This window comes from Aurantibacter crassamenti, assembly GCF_016811105.1.
GTDB classification, from domain to species: domain Bacteria; phylum Bacteroidota; class Bacteroidia; order Flavobacteriales; family Flavobacteriaceae; genus Aurantibacter_A; species Aurantibacter_A crassamenti.
The window spans coordinates 823,049-843,144 of record NZ_JAFBGM010000002.1 but is presented as its reverse complement, the minus strand read 5'-3'; the positions used below and the strand labels follow the sequence as shown (position 1 = coordinate 843,144).

The following is a 20,096-nucleotide window of genomic DNA, read 5'->3' as shown; positions in this document are numbered from 1 at the left end:
AAACAAACTATACTAAAACAAACAACAAAATTTAAATTATGCAGATAAAAGAATCCGCTGAGGTTTATGATGTAATTATCGTAGGTTCAGGCGCAGGTGGTGGTATGGCAACTAAGCAATTGGCAGATGCAGGCTTGAATGTTGCAGTTATTGAAGCTGGGCCATTTTTCGATCCTGCTGACCCTAAAACTCAAACTCAATTGAAATGGCCTTATGAGTCTCCTAGAAGAGGAGCTGGTACGGATCGTGCATTTGGTGAATGGGATATGTCATGGGGTGACTGGGAAGTTGAGGGTGAACCTTATACCCAAGAAGAAGGATCGGATTTTAGATGGTGGCGTGCGAGAATGTTAGGTGGACGTACAAATCACTGGGGACGAATTTCATTACGTTTCGGCCCAAAAGATTTTAAAGGTAAATCTCAAGATGGTCATGGTGAAGATTGGCCAATAGGGTATGATGATATAAAACCATATTATGATAAGGTTGATAAGCTGATTGGTCTTTATGGTACAAAAGAAGGTATAGATAATAACCCTGATGGTTTTTTTCTTCCTCCACCAAAACCAAGATTACATGAGCTTTTTTACATTAAAGGAGCTAAGAAAAGTGGGATTCCTGTTATTCCAGGACGTCTTTCTATGCTAACTAAAAAAATAAACAACGATCGTGGTGTTTGTTTTTATTGTGGTCAATGTAATAGGTCTTGCTCTGTATATGCTGATTTTTCGGCGGGTAGTTGTTTAATTTTTCCAGCGCAGAAGAGTGGTGGTAGAGTGAAGATTTTTGTAAACTCAATGGTTCGCGAAGTAACTACCAATGAAGAAGGTAAAGCAACAGGCGTATCTTATATAAGTAAAGACGATAGAAAAGAGTATAAGCTTAAAGCAAAAGTTGTGGTATTGGCTGCTTCAGCATGTAGTTCAGCTCGTATTTTGCTAAATTCTAAAAGTAAGCAACACCCTAATGGTTTAGGCAATAGTAGCGATGCTGTTGGTAGATACCTTCATGATTCTACCGGTTCTAGTGCTGCTGGTTTTATTCCTGATTTAATGAATAGAAAGACTTCATATAATGAAGATGGTACCGGCGGTATGCATGTGTATTCACCTTGGTGGGGCGATCATTCTAAGCTTGATTTTCCTCGTGGTTATCATATTGAAGTATGGGGTGGTATGGGTCAACCGAATTATGGATTTGGTTGGAACCCTAATGATTTCAATAAATTTTTTAATTTAAAAGTGGGTGGATATGGTAATTCACTTCGCGAAGATGTTAAAAAGTATTACGGTTCTGTCATTGGCTTTGGTGGAAGAGGTGAAAGTATTGCTCGAAAAGATAATTACTGTACAATTGACCCAACTACCGTTGATAAATTTGGTATTCCTGTTTTAAAATTCAATTATTCGCATTCGGATAATGAGGTTAAACAAGCTAAGCATATGCAGGATACTTTCGAAGAGTTGATTCACAATATGGGCGGTAAACCGTTAGGAGAAAAACCAGGAAAGGATAAAGATTATGGTCTGTTGGCCGGTGGTCAAATTATACATGAAGTAGGTACTACAAGAATGGGTAATGATCCCAAAACAAGTGTTACCAACAAATTTAGTCAGCTGCATGAAGTAGACAATGTGTTTGTAGTAGATGCTGGTACTTTTACTTCACAGCCAGACAAGAATACTACTTGGACTATTTTAGCGCTTTCATGGAGAGCATCTGATTATATTATCGAACAATTAAAAGCACAAAACATATAAGTTATGGATAGAAGAAAAAGTATACAGACTTTAATTTTAGGTGCTGGGGCTGCCACTTCTGGCATTGCGTTAAACAGTTGTAAAAATGAAAGTGAAGTTGCTGTTGATGAGGCTATTTCTGCAAGTAGTGAAAAATACTTTGGTAGAACACCAGCAGAACTTAAGCGTATTGAAGAACTAAATGCGGAGCAATTATTTAATGAGCATGAAATGGAAACAATTGCCGCGTTAAGCGTTGTTATACTTCCTCCGAAAGAACCACATGGTGGTCCGATTGAAGCGGGTGTTCCAGAACTTGTTGAGTTTATGGGTAAAGATATCCCATCTATGGCACCAACTTTATTAGGTGGTTTGATGTGGTTAGACCATAAGAGTAATACCGAATATGGTACTGAGTTTAAATCTGTTACGCTTGAACAGAAAAAAGAAATTTGTGATCAAATTTGTTGGCATGATATTGAAAAGCCACTTGATGAACAAGCATTAGAAATTCAGTTTTTCTATATGATGCGTGGACTTACCGTAACTGGCTATTACACTTCAAAAGTAGGTATAGCTGATTTAGGATATAAAGGAAATACGCCAAATGTTTGGGATGGAGTACCGCAAGATGTTTTAGATCAACATGGCGTAGCTTATGACCCCGAATGGATTGCCAAATGCATTGATCAAAGTACAAGAGGTACCATTGCAACTTGGGATGATGAAGGTAATTTGCTTACATAGAAAATAGGTAAAAATTTAAAACACCTCTCGATGGCTGAATTCTTTTCAGAAATAGAGAGGTGTTTTTTAGTTATATGATTTAACATATAACACCATATAATTAAGAACACTAATTAAACTAGATACAATGAAAAAAATTACAACGCTTTTATTACTCGTTGCTTTCACAGTTTCTTTGAGCGCTCAAGAAATTGGATTGCAACTGTATAGCTTACGAAATCAGTTTAAGAAAGATTTGCCGAGTACCTTGCAACAAATTCAAGATTGGGGAATCACCAAAATTGAAGGTGGAGGTACATATGGTCTAGAAATGGATGCCTACAAACAAATGCTAGAAGATTATAATTTGCATATGGTTAGTATTGGGGCTGGTTTTGATGATTTAGAAAATAATCCAGAAAAAGTTATTGCAGAGGCAAAGGCTTTTGGTGCCAAGTACGTAATGTGCGCTTGGGTACCTCACAAAGGAAATGAGTGGGCCTTAAAAGAAACAAAGCATGCCACCAAGGTATTTAATACAGCTGGAAAACTTTTAAAAGAAAACGGAATCACTTTAGCATATCATCCTCATGGTTATGAATTTCGGCCATATAAAAAAGGGACTTTGTTCGATTATATGGCTCAAAATGCTACAGATTTTACTTTTGAATTAGATGTGTTTTGGGCTCATCATGGAGGTGCAGACCCATTAGCTTTATTAAAAAAGTACCCAACTAAATTTACCCTAATGCACTTAAAGGATATGGAGCATGGGGTTAAAGGAAATAATACAGGTAGTGAAGAAGATGACACAAATGTGGTATTGGGTACTGGCCAGGTAGATATTGCAGGTACTGTTGCCGAGGCTAAAGCCTTGGGAATTGAATATCTTTTTATAGAAGATGAGTCTACAGATGTGGTGAATCAAATACCAAAAAGTCTTACCTACTTAAATGAATTAAAAGAACCACAATTAGGTATACAGTTATATAGTTTACGAAATGATTTACCTAAAGATGTGCCGGGTACCTTTGCTAAGATTAAAGAATGGGGCATTCATAATTTAGAGGATGGTAACGATGGCACCTATGATTATTCAATGGACGAGTATAAAGCAATGCTGGCAGAAAATGACCTTAAAATGGTTAGCGTTAGTGGTTCCTTTGATGATTATAGAGATGCTCCAGAAACTATATTGGCAAGAGCCAAAGCGTATGGTGCAAAATATGCAGTATGCTTTTGGATACCACATAATGGTAATGAATTTACACTAGCAGATACAGAAAACGCAATCGCAGTGTTTAATAAGGCGGGTAAAATGTTTGCAAAAGAAGGTGTTACGTTAGCATACCATCCACACGGATATGAGTTTAGACCGTATAAAGATGAGTTGCTAATTGACCATTTAATAAAAAATTCTACATATTTCGATTTTGAAATGGATGTATATTGGTTTGCCCATCCTGGTCAAGATCCTGTTGCGTGGTTAAAAAAATACCCTAAAGAATTTAAGTTGATGCATCTTAAAGATTGTAAAAAAGGTACGCAGGGCAATCAAAACGGAAGTGCAGATGTAGAAACGAATGTAGTTTTAGGTACGGGACAAATCGATATTAAAGCTATTGTTGCTGAGGCAAAAAAAATGGATATTGATTTTCTTTTTATTGAAGATGAATCTTCAAAAGTAAAAGAACAAGCACCAAAAAGTGTGGAGTTTGTTAAAGGATTAAAGTAAAGAGATTTGATTTTTATTTTGCAGTTATAAAACTGTGGGTTAATTATAATAGGGCTTCTGAAATTAATTTTAGAAGCCCTTACTGCTTGCCTTCTAATTTCGTATTTTAGTGGTATTACCAAATCACTTTTTATGAGATTGAGTATTCTTATTATAGCATTTTTATTAGTAAGCTGTGCAGATAAAAAAACAAATGAGATTGTAGATGCAAAAAAGCCTCCTAATATTGTTTGGTTGGTGGCTGAAGATCAATCTCCCGATTGGTTTCCGATGTATGGCGATACAACTATTTCATTACCGAATTTAGAATCATTAGCAGTTGATGGTGTGAAATTCACTAATGCGGTAGCACCTGTACCTGTATGTGCACCGGCGCGTTCTGCATTAATTACAGGTATGTACCCGTCAACTCTGGGTACACATAATATGCGTACACATGCGCCGTGGCGTGGTGAAGGTGACAAACCATACCCAAATTTAGATATTCCAAGTTACTCGCCTGTGGTACCTGAAGGTGTTAAAATGTTTACTGAGTATTTACGAAAGAAAGGATATTATACAGCTAACGGCCCCAAAGAAGATTACAATTTTGAAAAAACCGATGCCGCTTGGAACGAGAGTAGTCGCAAAAGACATTGGAGAAATAGAAAAGAAGGACAACCATTTTTTACAGTTTTTAATTATGCGGTTTGTCATGAATCGCAAATTTGGAAAAGAGGTAAAGATTCACTTTTCGTCAACCCGAAAGATGTTCCAGTGCCGCCATATTTTCCTGATAATGATACTATTCGTCATGACTTGGCTGTAAATTATAGTAACCTAAAAAGATTAGATGATCAAATAGGTGAGGTTATAGCAGATTTGAAAGAAGATGGTTTATATGAAAATAGTATTATTTTCTTCTATGGAGATCACGGAGGTCCTTTTCCCAGACATAAACGTGCACTTTATGATAGCGGGGTTTTGGTGCCCTTACTTATAAAATTTCCTGAAAATAAAAATGCTGGTAGCGTTGATGACCGCATGATTAGTTTTATTGATTATGCGCCAACGGTACTTTCTCTTGCCGGAATTTCGCCTCCTAAGGTAATGCAAGGAAAAGCACAATTTGGAGAATTTAAATCGAAGGTTAAATCAAAATATACGTTTCATACTTCGGATCGATTTGATGGTGTTTATGATAGATTACGAGCGGTACGTTCAAAGCGATATAAATATATTAAAAGTTATGATGTAAATCTTTCGCATGCACTTCCGGTTGCGTATCGTGAACAAATGCCAATGATGCGCGAATTAAGAAAAATGTACAAAGAAGGTTCATTAAATAAACAACAGGCAAGTTGGTTACATAAAACCAAACCTGAAGAAGAATTATACGATTTGAAAAATGACCCTTTTGAATTACATAATCTTGCTAAATTGCCAGAGCTTAAAGATACGCTTATGCATTTTAGAGGTGTGTTGAATAAGTGGATCATTGATACACATGATCTTGGTGAATACGCTGAACAACAGTTAATTGACAAGTGGCGTCCTAAAGGAAAACAACCGGCTTTACAACATTTGAAAATTGAAAAAACAATTGATGGAATAGCGTTGTTTCCATCTAGAAAAGATGCTACAATTGTGTGGAAACAACCAAAAGATTCAATCTGGAATATCTATGACAAACCACTACCAAAAGATATTCCTTTTGAAGCAAAAGCAGAAAGAATAGGATATACAGATAGTGAAATATTAAAGTATGCTCCAGAATAATTTATTCTATTCTTTTAAACATTAACAGCCGTACATCGATACCATCTTTTTCTTTTAGTAGGGGGGATTTTAATGTGAGTAAACTTCGGCCTTTTTTTAGATTTATTGTACCTAATATTTTAGGTTTAAAATCTTTTACATATGATTCTATTCTTGGATCACGATCATTTTCCATACCAGTTAAGGGCGGGTCATGTGCTTCTGTAATTTGAGAAACTAGTTTGTTATGTGCATGTGATAATTCAATGGCGATACCTGCGTTTTCAGGTTTCATTGTATAGTATAATTCAACTTCAAAATTTCCATCAGCTAAAACTTCAACATCCCAAGTGATTGAATCTTTTGCACTTTGCCAATTCGTGAAAAATGTATTGTTTGGGTGTATGTTACTTCTTTTAATATTGCCGTGCGGAATACCATCTCTAGCAGGTACTTGTGTATATTTATAATCAGGATGCCCTAAGGTAATTGCTCTGTCATCTGTTTCTTTAGTTAATTGAATTGTTTCAGAAAGCCAATTGTTTTTAGCATTAATTAGGGAGTCTGTTATTTGTTGGTTTTGTGCTGCAACGTCGGTGGTTTGTCCATGATCATTAACCATGTCATACAGCTTATTATCAGCATCTAAACGATAATTTTGTGTTCTCAGACTTGTTTTTCCTCGCCAGTTATTAACGATTATTCGATCATCCCATTTTTGATTATCATTGAATATTAGCGTTGAAAGATTTCTACCATCTAAAGGTTTTTTAGTTTCAAACGCAGTGTTCGTTAAATTAACTAGAGTAGGTAAGAGGTCAATTGCAGCAGCAATTTGATTTATTTTTTTTCCGGCAGGTATAACATCTTTCCATTGGATAAAAAATGGAGATCGAACACCGCCTTCATCAGTAGAACCTTTTTTACCACGCATACCACCATTCCAGCGATAACCGTTTGGTCCGTTATCTGAAAGATAAATTACTATTGTATTTTCTTCAAGTTCTAGCTCTTTCAGTTTACTAGTAACTCTACCCACATTATAATCTATATTTTCAACCATGGCTAACGCTGCTCGAGAGAAGTTTTCGTTTTCTTCTTCGGTGCCATGATATTTCATATTCAAGTTTTTATCCTTAAAATTATTCCAGTAAGCATCAGGTACCTGCATAGGACTGTGTGGCGTATTATAAGGCAAGTATAAAAAGAATGGCTTTTCTTTATTCTTTTCAATAAAGTCAATTCCATGATTGGTGAGGTCATCAACTAAGAACCCTTCACCTTTTACAATCTTACCATTATGTTCAAGCATAGGGCTGAAATAATTGCCCCAATGGCCAGAAGTAAAACCATAGTAATCATCAAATCCCCTCGAATTAGGGTGATAAGGTGGTTGCATTCCGTTATGCCATTTACCATAAGCTGCAGTTTGATAACCTGCTTCTTTTAAAATTTGTGCAATTGTAGTTTCATTTAGACTCATGCGTTCTCCACCCGCTGATGTGCCATAAACACCTGATCTAGTTGCATATCTGCCAGTAAGTAATTCTGCTCTAGTGGGTGAACAAACCGGTTGAACAAAAAAGTTCTCAAAGGTTACGCCGTTTTTTGCTAATGCATCAATATGTGGAGTATTTAAATTACTATTTCCACTAATACTTAGATCACCCCAGCCTTGATCATCACTCATTATTAAAATGATGTTGGGTTTTTTGACTTCAGTTACGGTTTTGGTTTTAACTGCTTCATTACAAGAAGTAAAAATAAAAAGCAAAGCAATTAGAGTAAGTAAGGTTCTTTTCATATCATATATGTTGTTTATAAAAATAGTGTAAAAGTGAATATATAATGCGCTATTTAGTTTTTGATTTCAAAGGATTCAAATTTTATGGGATAAAAAATATAGCTATCTTCATCTTCCTAAAATTAAAGTCAAGTAATGCTTAAAATTATTAGGTCTAACGCTCTTTTTATTTTCAAATTTTTGGTGATTGTTGTACTTACAGCTAGTGCTTGTAAAGAAAAACCAAAGTCAGAATCTCAAAATACAAATGAATCAGAGGTAATTGTGGATGAAGCAATTCTTCCGAAGAAAAAAGAGAAAGCGAAAAAGGTTTTTCGAACTTTTGAAAACCTTGCAGATACAACCTTTGTTAGATTAGCTGATTTTAGCGATGGTTTTGCATTTGATATGCGCTATGCTACTTCTAATAATTTTTTAAAGGAAAAAGTTTATGATTGTGCCGAATGTTATACCCGTGTAAAAACGGTGAAGGCTTTGCTAAAGGCAAATGCAGCGTTTAAGAAATCTGGAGTTAAAATAAAATTCTACGATTGCTATAGACCAAATTCAGTACAATATAAAATGTGGGCGATTGTTCCTAATCCTCAGTATGTAGCAAACCCGAAAAAAGGCTCAATTCATAATAAAGGTGGTGCAGTTGATATTACACTAGTTACATTAGACGGTGAAGAACTTAATATGGGTACTGATTTTGATTTCTTCGGAAAAAGGGCGTACCTAGATAATTTTGATTTGCCAAAAGAAATACTTGACAATAGAAAATTATTAAAAGAAACTATGGAGAAACATGGCTTTTGGTCTACAAGAACTGAATGGTGGCATTACAATCTACAAGGTTCTCATAAAGATAAAATTGCCAATTTTAAATGGGATTGTAACTAACAAAAAATAAACTTAAATGAAATACTTTGCAGCACTTCTAATTATTACACTAATGATAACTTCAAATGCGTTTTCGCAAGACACAATTATGCCATTGTGGCCAAAAGATAAAATTCCAAATCGGATTGATTCTGATGAAAAAGAGGTTCATGTTTATAATGATATTCTAAGAATACAAACCGTTCAAGAACCGACTATTGAAGTGTATTTGCCTTCAAAAAAAACCGCTAACGGTCAAGCGATGCTAATCTTTCCAGGTGGGGGCTATGGCATTTTAGCTTATGATTGGGAGGGTACTGATATGGCCAAATTTTTAAACAGCAAGGGTATTGCTGGTATTGTAGTAAAATATCGTTTACCCTCAGAAATTTCGCAAAAAGATAAACATAATGTGCCGCTTATTGATGTGCAACGTGCTATTAGAATGGTTCGTAGTAATGCTTCAGCTTATAACGTAGATCCAAATAAAATTGGAATAATGGGCTTTTCTGCTGGCGGGCATTTGGCATCAACCCTAGGAACTCATTTTAATGAAAAAGTATACCAACCTATAGATGCAATTGATAATTTAAGTGCGAGACCAGATTTTATGGCTTTGATTTATCCAGTAATTACATTCACACAAAGCACGAAACATTCTGGTTCTGAGAAAAACTTGTTGGGCGAAAAAATTGACCCTAAATTGGAAAAGCATTTTTCAAATGAATTGCAAGTAACTTCTGATACGCCTACAACATTATTGATTCACGCTGCTGATGATACTTCGGTGCCAGTTGCCAACAGTATTTTATTTTTTGAAGCTACTCAGGAAAAAGGAGTGGAAGCAACGATGCATATTTACCCAAAGGGGGGGCATGGTTTTGGTTTGGCTAGAGATAATGTTTATTTAAGAGGGTGGACAGAACGTATGTTTGAATGGTTAGAAAATCTTGATTAAATTTTATTGTTTAGTTCTTCAAACTGTTCAATGCAAAATAATTAAAACAAAAAAAGAACACCAGTTATGGTGTTCTTTTAATTTGAAGGTTTGATCAATACTAATTGTCATCAACTGCATCGTCAATTTCATCTTTAACTTCTTCAGCGCCTTCTTCTATATCATCGCCGACCTCTTCAATTGAATCTTCGATTTTTTCGCTGTTTGACTTTGTCTCACGACAGCCCGTAAAAGTTAGAGCCATTGATGCGAGTAGTATAAATGTATATGCTATTTTTTTCATTTTTAGAATTTTAGGTTGTGAATAATTTATTTACGATATTTTTTTTCGTCCTGTAATTAAGGAAACGAGAAAAAGAACTATAAATAGGAAAAATAAGAATTTTGCAATACTAGCGGCTCCAGCGGCGATTCCACCAAATCCAAAGATTCCAGCAATAATTGCAAGTATAATGAAAGTGACTGTCCAACGTAACATAATATTAGTTTTAGGTTCATACTAATTGTGTACCTCTTATTTGGTACTACTGCAATATCATTAAAAGAGGGGATAACCTTTAACTTAGATGATTTCATTTTTGACTCATATTCAGAAACAATAAGTTATTCTGAAAAACTACTTTCATTAAAACGATATATTGGCTGTAATAAATCAATAAAGAATATAGTGGTGTATCGAATAATTTATAAGCATCATCTTGCTAAGTCTAAATCTTGACTAAAATAAAAATGGCCCTAACATGAGTATTGTTAGAGCCATTTAAAAACAACCAACCAAAAAACGTTTTTCTTTTTCTATTCTAATTTTTAATCTTTTTTAGCAATATCTTTCCCATCATTTTATTGGTCGTAATTAACTACAAAACTTACGTATTAAGTTGTTGTAAATTTTTATTAAAACACTATTTATTTTTCATATGAATTCCTTTCCAGATAAAATCATTTTTTAAAAATCGAACGAATAATATATAGTATTCCAAATTTTTTAAAAGCATCAAATGCAGTGTGCATCCAATTGTCTGAACTAAAATCTTCTTGTACTTCTTGTTTTAATCCTTTTATTTCCTCGAATGCAATCTGACGTTGCAAACTAAGTTTTCTTAGGTCTTTTCGTATTTCCTCAAATGAACTGTAAGTTGTTCTCATAATTAATGTTCAAAAAATTCTGAAGCCATATTCTTAATCACTTTTCTGTCTATTTTTTTACGGAGTGCATATCCTATTAATGCTAAAATGATTAGACCTAAAGAAATTAATAAGGTGCTTAGCACCATACTCTTTAAATAATTGCCAAGGGCTATAGTTGCTCCAACCAACATAAAAACAAGTGCTAAAAAGAGTAGTCCACCAATTAGTGCTGTCTTTACTGCAAAGCTCATAGCAAGCGTTAATTGTTGAAAAACCTTTAATTCAAAATAGCGCTTAGAGGTCTCTAGATAATTTTCGCCTTGAATTGAAGCTTTAGCAGTCGTTTGTTTTATTGATTGAATAATGTTCATTACGATTTCTGTAATTTTTTATTCTTTACTTTAAGCTCTGACAATTTTTTCTCTAAGGTTGAGATTACGTCGTCAGCCTTATAACTCACATTAGTTACAATTGATTCAAGTTGCGAATCTAAATTTTCCTTTTTTACTGAAGCTGTTTCAGCAACTTGGTTTCTTAAATCAATAGCCGTTTCAGCTAATGAGTCTTTTGCATCTATTGCTTGTGTTTTTATTTTTCTTCTAGTATTCACCCCAGAATCCGGAGCGAAAAGTATACCAACAGCTGCACCAATGGCAGTTCCTGTTATAATTCCCAAAAGGGTGTTTGTGCTATTGCTCATGATTATATGTATTTTATTGTTCACTACAAATTTGCCCATATTTATGAGTGTAGCTTAGCTCTAATCAATTAAAAATTGATCGAAATGATTAATTAAGGAAAGGTTAACAGATCTAGCTTATTAGATATGTCAAAGTGCAGAAAAAAAAATATTTATTGCAGAACTAAAGTAGGCTGACAATAGCGAACTTGGTATTCATTTAATTGGACTTTTATTTGGCTGTCCAACCACCATCAACAGTCAGTAGCGATCCAACCATGTAATTACTGGCTTTACTAGCTAGAAAAATTGCTGCTCCTTGAATTTCGTTGAGTTCGCCCCATCGCCCTAAAGCAGTTGCTCCGACTATGTGTTTCTTGGCTTCTTCTGTACCTGCAATAGGAATATTCATTTCGGTTAAAAATGGTCCTGGGCATATTGCATTTACATTGATGTTAAATGGGGCCAGTTCAAGACCTAGTGCGCGTGTCATATTTACTACAGCACCTTTACTGGTTGCATAAGGCGTTCTATTTGCTAAACCAACTATGCCCAAAGTACTAGCCATATTAATGATTTTTCCCCAGCCGTTCTTTTTCATGTTTGGTGTGACAGCTCTAGAAACATTCCAGGTACCATCAACATTTACTTTCATTACTTTCTCAAAATCATCAGCTGTTATTTCATCAATAGGCCCCCTAATATTTATTCCAGCGCTATTAATTAGAATATCAACACTACCGAACTCCTTTATGATGTTATCAACTACGTCTTCTACTTGTTTCAAATTTGTTACGTCAGCAGTATACGCTTTTGATTGAACGCCAAAATCATTTTGTAATTTTTCTGCAGCTGAGTTTCCTTCTTCAAAATTTCTATTTAGCAGAAAAACATTTGCCCCAGCAGATGCTAACCCCGCAGCCATTGCGTAACCCAATCCTTTAGAACCACCTGTTATTAGGGCGTTACACCCTGCCATTTGAAAAAGATTTATTCCAGGTAATTTTTCTTCAGCCATAACTTTTCTGTTTTTTCGCTACTAATTCCAATTATTTTAGGACTATAAATTATACTATTTTTTTCAATTCTGTGATTTGTTCCAAAAATTTGTAGACTGCATTTTGCAAAACGCATTAAAGATGATAACTTGTTAGGCATTCTTTTAGTAAAAAAAAGTGCGATACATAAATGCCAACCAACTAAACAACCATCAATATGATTTCTATTCTGCTGCTTATTTTAAGTGTTCTAATTATAATAGTACTCACTGCTAAATATAATGTGCATCCTTTTTTAGCATTACTCGGTGCTGCCATATTTTTTGCTTTATTTTCAGAAATGTCATTGGCTACTTTGGTGGAGTCTATAAATGATGGATTTGGTTCTACATTAGGTAAAATTGGAATTGTAATTATTCTTGGTGTTATTATTGGTGCTTTTCTTGAACAAACAGGAGGTGCCTTTAAATTAGCTGAAGTTGTTCTCAAAATTATTGGTAAAAAACGTGTTCATGAGGCAATGGGTATTGTTGGCTTTATAGTTTCTATACCGGTATTTGCAGATAGTGGTTTCGTAATTCTTAATCCGTTAAATAAAAGTTTAACCAAAAAAGCGGGTTTATCAATTGTAGGAACAGCAACTGCTTTATTATTGGGATTAATGATTACACATGTTTTGGTTCCGCCAACGCCGGGGCCAATTGCTGCAGCCGGTATCATTGGGGCTGATATTGGTTTAGTAATGTTGGTAGGACTTATTATTGGAATATTATCATTAATAGTGGCAATTATCTATTGTAAAAAGGTTGGTCAAAAAACATACATTGACCCTAATCCTGCTTTGTCTGACGAAGAAATAAAAGAGAAAGTAAGACAAGCGCCAAGTGCTTTCAAATCATTTTTACCAATTTTAATTCCTATTCTATTAATTGTTGGTAAATCATTGATGGACTTCAGTATTACCGATGCTGAACAAGAATTGGGTTGGGTGAAGTTTATTTCATTTATTGGTTCACCGGTGGTAGCTTTAATAATAGGTATGTTCTTCGCATTTTTATTGCCTAAAAAGTTTGATAAAGAAATGCTTTCAACATCAGGCTGGGTTGGTAAGGCTCTTATGGATGCTTCAAATATTATTTTAATAACTGGTGCTGGTGGCATTTTCGGAACAATTTTACAAAAAAGTGGTATAGCAACAGTAATGGCCGATGCATTATCAGGTGCTAATTTGGGTATCTGGTTACCATTTATTCTGTGTGCAGCAATTAAAACAGCGCAGGGTTCTTCTACCGTAGCGTTAATCACAACAGCTTCAATTGTAGCACCAATTTTAGGAACTTTAGGTTTTGTAACTGAAATTGATAAAGCCTTAGTTGTAGCAGCAATAGGTGCTGGTGCAATGGTTGTTTCACATGCTAATGATAGTGGGTTTTGGTTATTGACTCAATTCTCAGGTATTGATGTTAAAACGGGTTACCGAGTTTATACCTTAGGTACTTTAGTTGTTGGTTGTTCAGCGGCCTTAATGGTATTTGCAGCTAGTTTTATTTTTTAAATAAGAGCATCTAAATATTTGACTTCACTAGGGCTTGACCTAATATTTGTACATGCAATATAGAACCAGTTTGTTATGAATTTTGTTAGTAGTTTACAGGTATTGAGATATTGCGGAATGATTTCATTTTTTGCACTTGTGTCATGTGCGGAAAAAAAGGTTGCATCAAAAAACCAGAAGCCAAATATCATCTATATAATGTCAGATGATCATACCACACAAGGTTTCGGAATATACGGAAGTCGGCTAGCTAGTTTAAACCCAACACCTAACCTAGATCAATTAGCGAGAGAAGGAATGATTTTCGATAATGCATTTGTAAATAATGCAATTTGCGTTCCTAGTAGAGCGGCAATTATTACAGGTCAAAGAGCACAAACAAATGGTGTTATAGATTTGGAAGGTTCAATTGCTCCTGAAAAACAATTCCTTCCTAAGGAAATGAAAAAATTAGGATATCAAACAGCAATAATTGGTAAATGGCATTTGCATCATGAACCCGCCGCATTTGATTATTATCAGGTATTACCGGCCCAAGGCAAATATTTTGACCCAGAGTTTAGAGTTCAAGGTGAAAAACCATGGCCTGAAAATATAATTCATACAAAAGGTCATTCTTCTGATATGATTACGGATGCTACTTTAGATTATTTAAAGCATAAGCGCAATCCGAACAAACCATTTTTCTTAATGCATCATTTTAAAGCGCCACATGATGATTTTGAGTTTGCTCCTCGATATGAAGAATACTTAGCAGATACTTTTATTCCAGAACCTGAGAGTTTGTATGAAATTGGGAATCATGGTTCAGAAGCAACAAGAGGTAAAAATGATTCATTGACTAGAATTATAGGATCTTCTGTTTCACATAGAAACGTAATTCGAAATCAAGCAATGAATATTTATTGGAATGATTCAACCATTTACAAAAAGTATCGAAATGCAAAAGACATTAGCCAAGAAGAATTGGTTAAATGGAAAATGGATGCAGTTGAAAAAGATTATACTAGTAAAGTCTATCAAGATTATTTGAAAAAATACTTACGTTGTGTAAAAGGTGTAGATGATAATGTAAAACGATTATTAGATTATTTGGAGGAAGAAAACCTATTAGATAATACAATTATCGTGTATACCGGTGATCAAGGTTTTATGCTGGGCGAACATGATTATATTGACAAAAGATGGATGTATGACGAAGCAATGCGAATGCCGTTTTTTGTGCGTTATCCAGAAAAAATAAAAGCAGGCAGTAGAACTGATGCAATAATTAATAATACTGATTTTGCACCTACTTTAATTGAAATGGCTGGCGGTACAACTCCTGAATACATGCAAGGTAAAAGTTTTAAAACCATTTTAGAAACAGGTGTTGAGCCCGCAGATTGGCAAAAATCTACCTATTATAGGTATTGGATGCATTTAGCGCATAGACATCAAAACCCTGCTCATTTTGGAATACGAACCAAAGCGTATAAGTTGATTTTTTATTATGGAAAATATTGGGTTGATACTGATGATCCAAAATCGGAATGGAATAAAAAAAGTTGGGGAAATGACTTTGCGAATCATACGCCGCCAGCGTGGGAATTTTATGATTTGACAAAAGATCCAAAGGAAATGAATAATGCTTATTCAGACCCAGAATACAAAGAAATAATTGCTGATCTTAAATTGCAATTGCTAAAGCAGCGTGAAGAATTAAACGAGACGGATGCCAACTATCCACATATACAAAAAGTAATTGATGCACATTGGAATGAAATCAATTAAGTATGTTTTTTTGGTATGGCTATTAACTGCTTGTGTTCAATCTGAAAATAAAGTTCTCAATGTACTTTTAGTAGGCAATAGTAGTATCTATTTTAATAACATGCCTAAAATGTTAGAACAAATTGCTACTGAAAATGGGGTTGAATTAAGAACAAGACTAATTGCTTATGGTGGATATACATTACAAAATCATTTAGACAATGGTGAGGTTGATATTATTTTGGATTCATTAAAATGGGATTATGTTGTTCTTAATGAACAAAGTACTCTTGGAGAAAATTATATAGTTAATGGCCGTCCCAGTGTTAGAGAAAGCACTTCATTTTATAAAACGGTAAGGGAGCTTGATTCGAAAATAAAACAAAGTAAAGCTAAAACGGTAATAATTTCTTTATACGCCAGAAAAAATGCACCAATTCAAGACGGAGAAATGCTTGATTATTCTTATATGAAAATAGCCAAAGAATTAAAGATGAGTGTTGCTCCTGTAAGTACAGTTTGGAGAGAGATACAAGAACAAAATAGTGATTGGCAACTATATTGTCCCGATAATTTGCATCCTACAGCCTTAGGTTCTTTTGTAACAGCGAGTGTTCTTTATTCAACTATTACCGGCAACATTAGCAAGCCAATCGAAAAGAATTTATATGGAACATATATAGAAAAAATTGATGGTTATGAACACAAAGATTCTATTGTAAGTTTGATTAAAATTGATACGGATAAATCTAAAATTATTTCTGACTTTGCTTATAAACAAGTATATAAACTCCATGAAGCAGGGGGATATTTGCCACATCAAAAACCGAATTAGAAATTTGGATATTTAATTGCATATTGATGAAAAAAAACCTTAATATTTTAATAGTAATATTTATGAGCATTGTGACATCAAATGGTTTTAGTCAAAATTCAGCGGGTAATTTTGAAAATGATTTTCAGTTTCTAAAAAAGCATCAAGAGGTTGTTTTATTAAAATCAAAGAATAATAAAAGTCAATTAATTGTTTTGCCCAAATTACAAGGTAGGGTTATGACAAGTACAGCAAATGGGTTAAAAGGCAATAGCTATGGATGGATGCATTATGAATTACTAGCATCCGGACAATTTGAAGAACACATGAATGCATTTGGTGGCGAAGATCGCTTTTGGATGGGGCCGGAGGGAGGTCAATATTCAATATTCTTTAAAAAGGGAACAGACTTTACTTTTGATAATTGGTACACGCCAAAAGAGATTGATACAGAAACCTATGAAATAGTTAATCAAACAGATACCTCGGTTTCTTTTCGTAAAAAAATGATATTAGATAATTATAATGGTTATAGGTTTGATATTGAAGTGAACCGAATAGTTACCATTTTTGATAATTCTCAAATAGCAGAAGAATTAGCTATTGATCTAACTAATGTTGAAACTGTTGGTTTTCAATCTGCCAATGAAATTGTAAATACGGGCAAAGAGAAATGGTCAAAGAACACTGGTTTGCTTTCTATTTGGATTTTAGGAATGTTTAATCCTTCAGAAAAGACGACTGTAATTTTGCCTTACAAAAATGAATTAGCATTAAATACTTCTTATTTTGGAGAGATTCCTCCTGAAAGATTAACCATAACAGACAAGCACGTTTTATTTAAAGGGAATGGTACAAAGCGCTTTAAAATGGGTGTTCCACCACAAAACGTTATGCCTTATATTGGTAGTTATGATGCGGATAAAAATGTATTAACTATTGTTAGCTATTCTTTTGAAAATGATACTACCTACGTAAATTCTGAATGGAAAATTCAAGATAATCCCTATGCCGGAGATGTCATTAATAGCTATAATGATGGCCCATTAGAAAATGGCGAGCAATTGGGACCTTTTTACGAGATGGAATCTTCTTCAAGTACCCGTGAATTACTTCCAAAAGAAAGTATTAAACACATTCATAAAACTTATCATTTTGAGGGAGATAAAGAAGCACTAAACGACATTTCCAAAAAGTTATTGAAACTAGACTTGAGTGATTTATAATTACCCTTCGTTAGTTTAAATTTACACTAGAATTATTAAACCATTTATGAAAAAGTTTGAGCCTAAAGCTATGTCACCTGAGATTGCAAAAAAAATTGATGATGCAGGTATAATTGCAGTTTTGGTGATTGATGAAGTAAAACATGCAATACCACTTGCAAATGCTTTATTAGAAGGTGGTATTGATACTATCGAACTAACATTACGTACGCCAGTTGCAATTGAAGCAGCTAAAATAATTAGAAAAGAAGTGCCTGAAATAACCCTAGGCTTTGGTACTGTTTTAAACGTTGATCAAGTAAAACAAGTTGTAGATGTTGGTGCTGATTTTGCTGTGTCACCAGGTTGTAATCCAAAAATTATTTCTGAGGCAATTAAACATGGACTTTCATTTGCTCCTGGTATTATGACTCCAACAGATATTGAAATTGCTGTACAAGAAGGTTGTCGTATTCTTAAGTTTTTTCCGGCAGAATCTTCTGGTGGTATGAAACATTTAGAAAGCATGTCTGCTCCTTATAATTATTTAGACTTGAAGTTTATACCTTTAGGTGGTTGTAATATTAATAACGCATCAACTTATTTACAATCTAATTTAATTACTGCTATTGGAGGGTCTTGGGTAGCTAATAGGTCTTTAATACAAACCGAAGATTGGGGCACAATAACTAATAATGCAAAAGAAATTAAAAGCCTAATCACTTCATTAAGATTCTAACACATTCACTGATATATTATGAAGTTAATACCATTTAGAATATGAGAATTCAGAAAGTAACCTACCTAATTTTGATTAGTTTCTTATTAGTTATATCATCTTGTAAAGAAGATAAAAAGGTAGTTGATAGCACTGATGAACAATTAAAACCGAATATAATTATCATTTATGCTGATGATTTGGGCTACGGTGAAATGGGCGCATATGGCGCTACTGAATTAAAAACTCCGAATCTTGATAAGCTTGCCAATGGTGGTATGCGTTTTACCAATGGGTTTGCTTCTTCGGCAACTTGTACACCAAGTCGATATGCATTGATGACTGGTGTATATCCTTGGCGAAATAAAAATGCCAAAATACTTCCAGGAACTGCACCACTAATTATCGATACGGCACAGCCAACGATTCCTAAAATGTTGAAAAAACAGGGTTATTATACGGGAATTGTTGGAAAATGGCACTTAGGTTTAGGTTCTGGCAATGTTAATTGGAATGAGCGAATTGCACCAGGGCCAAACGAAGTTGGCTTCGATTATAGTCACATTTTAGCAGCAACCCAGGATCGAGTTCCAACAGTTTACATTGAAAATGGAAAGGTGGTTAACCTTGATCCTAATGACCCAATAGAGGTTAGTTATGAAAAGAATTTTGATGGAGAACCTACTGGTTTGGATAATCCAGAACTATTAAAAATGAAATGGCATCACGGTCATAATAATAGTATTGTAAACGGAATACCGCGCATAGGTTTCATGAAAGGTGGTGAGGCTGCTAAATGGGTTGATGAAGATATGGCTGATTACTTTCTAGCGGATGCGCAAGCATATGTGAAAAAGCACAAATCTGAACCTTTTTTCTTGTACTATGCTTTACAACAACCCCATGTTCCTAGAACACCAAATGCACGTTTTGTTGGTTCATCAGGTATGGGGCCAAGAGGGGATGTAATTGTTGAAGCCGACTGGATGATTGGTGAATTTGTAAAAACTTTAGAAGCTGAAGGTTTACTAGAGAATACGTTAATTATTTTTTCGAGTGATAATGGCCCGGTTGTAAATGATGGCTACTATGATGACTCGGAAGAAAAATTGGGTAATCATACACCTGCAGGTATTTTACGTGGAGGAAAATATAGTTTGTTTGAAGCAGGTACAAGAGTACCATTTTTCACCTACTGGAAAGGGAAAATTAATCCAGGTGTTTCAGATGCTATGGTTTCTCAAATAGATTTATTTACATCTTTAGCATCGTTAGTTGGTAGTGATGAAAGTACTACTGATAGCCAAGAATTATTAGATGCTTTTTTAGGAAAAAACGATGTCGGACGGTCTGAATTGGTTGTTGAAGCAACCTCAAGAACAGCATTTCGCAAAGGCGATTGGGCAATGATTCCTCCGTACAATGGACCTGCTATTAACAAGTATGTAAATATTGAATTAGGTAATGATAAGGAGTATCAGTTGTACAATTTAAAAGAAGATATTGAGCAACAAAAAAATCTCGCTCAAAGCAATCCGGATAAACTGCAAGAAATGATAACATCCTATGAAAAAATTAGAGGTGTAGGTGATGAAAAAATTGCACCTTTAGAATTGAAATAAGAATTCTTTATTTTAGAGAAATCTAAGCAGATTTAGTTTATTTAAGAAAAACTGTAGTGCCATTA

19 protein-coding genes are annotated in these 20,096 nt (G+C 34.5%); 12 read left to right on the top strand and 7 right to left on the bottom strand.

Features of this window, described 5'->3' with window-relative positions:
• Nucleotides 1-38 precede the first annotated feature (38 nt).
• The 4 genes from JQC67_RS16310 (at nucleotide 39) to JQC67_RS16295 (ending at nucleotide 5,958) form a co-directional block, all read left to right on the top strand.
• A complete protein-coding gene (locus tag JQC67_RS16310) occupies nucleotides 39-1,760 on the top strand; it encodes a GMC family oxidoreductase (RefSeq protein ID WP_203253983.1) in 1,722 nt (573 codons plus the stop codon).
• Between the two features lie 3 nt (nucleotides 1,761-1,763).
• Nucleotides 1,764-2,486, top strand: coding sequence for a gluconate 2-dehydrogenase subunit 3 family protein (locus JQC67_RS16305; protein WP_203253982.1), 723 nt, complete (start codon nucleotides 1,764-1,766; stop codon nucleotides 2,484-2,486).
• 127 nt (nucleotides 2,487-2,613) lie between these two features.
• Nucleotides 2,614-4,200: a sugar phosphate isomerase/epimerase family protein gene (locus JQC67_RS19080; protein ID WP_238934871.1), complete on the top strand. Its 1,587-nt coding sequence runs from the start codon at nucleotides 2,614-2,616 to the stop codon at nucleotides 4,198-4,200.
• Between the two features lie 132 nt (nucleotides 4,201-4,332).
• On the top strand, nucleotides 4,333-5,958 hold the full coding sequence (locus JQC67_RS16295; protein WP_203253981.1) for a sulfatase family protein: 1,626 nt from the start codon (nucleotides 4,333-4,335) through the stop codon (nucleotides 5,956-5,958).
• 1 nt (nucleotide 5,959) lies between these two features.
• Here JQC67_RS16295 and JQC67_RS16290 read toward each other — a convergent pair whose 3' ends face one another.
• On the bottom strand, nucleotides 5,960-7,741 hold the full coding sequence (locus JQC67_RS16290; protein ID WP_203253980.1) for an arylsulfatase: 1,782 nt from the start codon (nucleotides 7,739-7,741) through the stop codon (nucleotides 5,960-5,962).
• 135 nt (nucleotides 7,742-7,876) lie between these two features.
• Here JQC67_RS16290 and JQC67_RS16285 point away from each other — a divergent pair, with 135 nt between their 5' ends.
• Together JQC67_RS16285 and JQC67_RS16280 are read left to right on the top strand one after the other, a co-directional pair.
• On the top strand, nucleotides 7,877-8,623 hold the full coding sequence (locus tag JQC67_RS16285) for a M15 family metallopeptidase (protein ID WP_203253979.1): 747 nt from the start codon (nucleotides 7,877-7,879) through the stop codon (nucleotides 8,621-8,623).
• A gap of 16 nt (nucleotides 8,624-8,639) precedes the next feature.
• Nucleotides 8,640-9,560 carry an alpha/beta hydrolase gene (locus JQC67_RS16280; protein ID WP_203253978.1) on the top strand — a complete coding sequence of 307 codons (921 nt, stop codon included), beginning with the start codon at nucleotides 8,640-8,642 and terminating at the stop codon, nucleotides 9,558-9,560.
• A gap of 100 nt (nucleotides 9,561-9,660) precedes the next feature.
• Here JQC67_RS16280 and JQC67_RS16275 read toward each other — a convergent pair whose 3' ends face one another.
• The 6 genes from JQC67_RS16275 to JQC67_RS16250 all read right to left on the bottom strand — a co-directional run bounded on the left by JQC67_RS16275 (nucleotide 9,661) and on the right by JQC67_RS16250 (nucleotide 12,385).
• Entirely contained in the window at nucleotides 9,661-9,843 is a 183-nt protein-coding gene (locus JQC67_RS16275; RefSeq protein WP_203253977.1) for a hypothetical protein, read from the bottom strand.
• Nucleotides 9,844-9,873: 30 nt separating this feature from the next.
• Nucleotides 9,874-10,038 carry a DUF1328 family protein gene (locus JQC67_RS16270; protein WP_203253976.1) on the bottom strand — a complete coding sequence of 55 codons (165 nt, stop codon included), beginning with the start codon at nucleotides 10,036-10,038 and terminating at the stop codon, nucleotides 9,874-9,876.
• Between the two features lie 461 nt (nucleotides 10,039-10,499).
• Nucleotides 10,500-10,706: a hypothetical protein gene (locus JQC67_RS16265; RefSeq protein WP_203253975.1), complete on the bottom strand. Its 207-nt coding sequence runs from the start codon at nucleotides 10,704-10,706 to the stop codon at nucleotides 10,500-10,502.
• Between the two features lie 2 nt (nucleotides 10,707-10,708).
• Nucleotides 10,709-11,059, bottom strand: coding sequence for a hypothetical protein (locus JQC67_RS16260; protein ID WP_203253974.1), 351 nt, complete (start codon nucleotides 11,057-11,059; stop codon nucleotides 10,709-10,711).
• Entirely contained in the window at nucleotides 11,059-11,388 is a 330-nt protein-coding gene (locus JQC67_RS16255) for a YtxH domain-containing protein (protein ID WP_203253973.1), read from the bottom strand. The genes JQC67_RS16260 and JQC67_RS16255 overlap by 1 nt, the downstream gene beginning before the upstream one ends.
• 211 nt (nucleotides 11,389-11,599) lie before the next feature.
• Complete coding sequence (locus JQC67_RS16250; protein ID WP_203253972.1) at nucleotides 11,600-12,385, bottom strand: SDR family NAD(P)-dependent oxidoreductase; 786 nt, start codon at nucleotides 12,383-12,385, stop codon at nucleotides 11,600-11,602.
• A 197-nt stretch (nucleotides 12,386-12,582) separates the two neighbouring features.
• On the opposite strand from JQC67_RS16250, the gene JQC67_RS16245 reads away from it, so the two are divergent.
• From JQC67_RS16245 to JQC67_RS16220, 6 genes are all read left to right on the top strand, one after another.
• The gene (locus JQC67_RS16245; protein ID WP_203253971.1) at nucleotides 12,583-13,920 is read left to right on the top strand and encodes a GntP family permease; all 1,338 of its coding nucleotides are present in this window, start codon (nucleotides 12,583-12,585) and stop codon (nucleotides 13,918-13,920) included.
• Nucleotides 13,921-14,037: 117 nt separating this feature from the next.
• Nucleotides 14,038-15,693: a sulfatase family protein gene (locus tag JQC67_RS16240; protein WP_203253970.1), complete on the top strand. Its 1,656-nt coding sequence runs from the start codon at nucleotides 14,038-14,040 to the stop codon at nucleotides 15,691-15,693.
• Nucleotides 15,680-16,507, top strand: a complete 828-nt coding sequence (locus JQC67_RS16235; protein WP_203253969.1) for an SGNH/GDSL hydrolase family protein — start codon at nucleotides 15,680-15,682, stop codon at nucleotides 16,505-16,507. The genes JQC67_RS16240 and JQC67_RS16235 overlap by 14 nt, the downstream gene beginning before the upstream one ends.
• Nucleotides 16,508-16,533: 26 nt before the next feature.
• Nucleotides 16,534-17,712, top strand: coding sequence for a DUF6786 family protein (locus tag JQC67_RS16230; protein WP_203253968.1), 1,179 nt, complete (start codon nucleotides 16,534-16,536; stop codon nucleotides 17,710-17,712).
• 46 nt (nucleotides 17,713-17,758) lie between these two features.
• Nucleotides 17,759-18,430: a bifunctional 4-hydroxy-2-oxoglutarate aldolase/2-dehydro-3-deoxy-phosphogluconate aldolase gene (locus JQC67_RS16225; RefSeq protein WP_203253967.1), complete on the top strand. Its 672-nt coding sequence runs from the start codon at nucleotides 17,759-17,761 to the stop codon at nucleotides 18,428-18,430.
• Between the two features lie 41 nt (nucleotides 18,431-18,471).
• Nucleotides 18,472-20,031, top strand: coding sequence for a sulfatase family protein (locus JQC67_RS16220; RefSeq protein WP_203253966.1), 1,560 nt, complete (start codon nucleotides 18,472-18,474; stop codon nucleotides 20,029-20,031).
• The last annotated feature ends 65 nt before the right edge of the window (nucleotides 20,032-20,096 follow it).

Coding starts and splice junctions, on each gene's coding strand:
- JQC67_RS16280 (WP_203253978.1), top strand. CDS start 8,640: ATGAAATACTTTGCAGCACTTCTAATTATTACACTAATGATAACTTCA.
- JQC67_RS19080 (WP_238934871.1), top strand. CDS start 2,614: ATGAAAAAAATTACAACGCTTTTATTACTCGTTGCTTTCACAGTTTCT.
- JQC67_RS16255 (WP_203253973.1), bottom strand. CDS start 11,388: ATGAGCAATAGCACAAACACCCTTTTGGGAATTATAACAGGAACTGCC.
- JQC67_RS16260 (WP_203253974.1), bottom strand. CDS start 11,059: ATGAACATTATTCAATCAATAAAACAAACGACTGCTAAAGCTTCAATT.
- JQC67_RS16270 (WP_203253976.1), bottom strand. CDS start 10,038: ATGTTACGTTGGACAGTCACTTTCATTATACTTGCAATTATTGCTGGA.
- JQC67_RS16310 (WP_203253983.1), top strand. CDS start 39: ATGCAGATAAAAGAATCCGCTGAGGTTTATGATGTAATTATCGTAGGT.
- JQC67_RS16220 (WP_203253966.1), top strand. CDS start 18,472: ATGAGAATTCAGAAAGTAACCTACCTAATTTTGATTAGTTTCTTATTA.
- JQC67_RS16245 (WP_203253971.1), top strand. CDS start 12,583: ATGATTTCTATTCTGCTGCTTATTTTAAGTGTTCTAATTATAATAGTA.
- JQC67_RS16305 (WP_203253982.1), top strand. CDS start 1,764: ATGGATAGAAGAAAAAGTATACAGACTTTAATTTTAGGTGCTGGGGCT.
- JQC67_RS16290 (WP_203253980.1), bottom strand. CDS start 7,741: ATGAAAAGAACCTTACTTACTCTAATTGCTTTGCTTTTTATTTTTACT.
- JQC67_RS16240 (WP_203253970.1), top strand. CDS start 14,038: ATGATTTCATTTTTTGCACTTGTGTCATGTGCGGAAAAAAAGGTTGCA.
- JQC67_RS16250 (WP_203253972.1), bottom strand. CDS start 12,385: ATGGCTGAAGAAAAATTACCTGGAATAAATCTTTTTCAAATGGCAGGG.
- JQC67_RS16225 (WP_203253967.1), top strand. CDS start 17,759: ATGAAAAAGTTTGAGCCTAAAGCTATGTCACCTGAGATTGCAAAAAAA.
- JQC67_RS16275 (WP_203253977.1), bottom strand. CDS start 9,843: ATGAAAAAAATAGCATATACATTTATACTACTCGCATCAATGGCTCTA.
- JQC67_RS16265 (WP_203253975.1), bottom strand. CDS start 10,706: ATGAGAACAACTTACAGTTCATTTGAGGAAATACGAAAAGACCTAAGA.
- JQC67_RS16230 (WP_203253968.1), top strand. CDS start 16,534: ATGAAAAAAAACCTTAATATTTTAATAGTAATATTTATGAGCATTGTG.
- JQC67_RS16295 (WP_203253981.1), top strand. CDS start 4,333: ATGAGATTGAGTATTCTTATTATAGCATTTTTATTAGTAAGCTGTGCA.
- JQC67_RS16285 (WP_203253979.1), top strand. CDS start 7,877: ATGCTTAAAATTATTAGGTCTAACGCTCTTTTTATTTTCAAATTTTTG.
- JQC67_RS16235 (WP_203253969.1), top strand. CDS start 15,680: ATGAAATCAATTAAGTATGTTTTTTTGGTATGGCTATTAACTGCTTGT.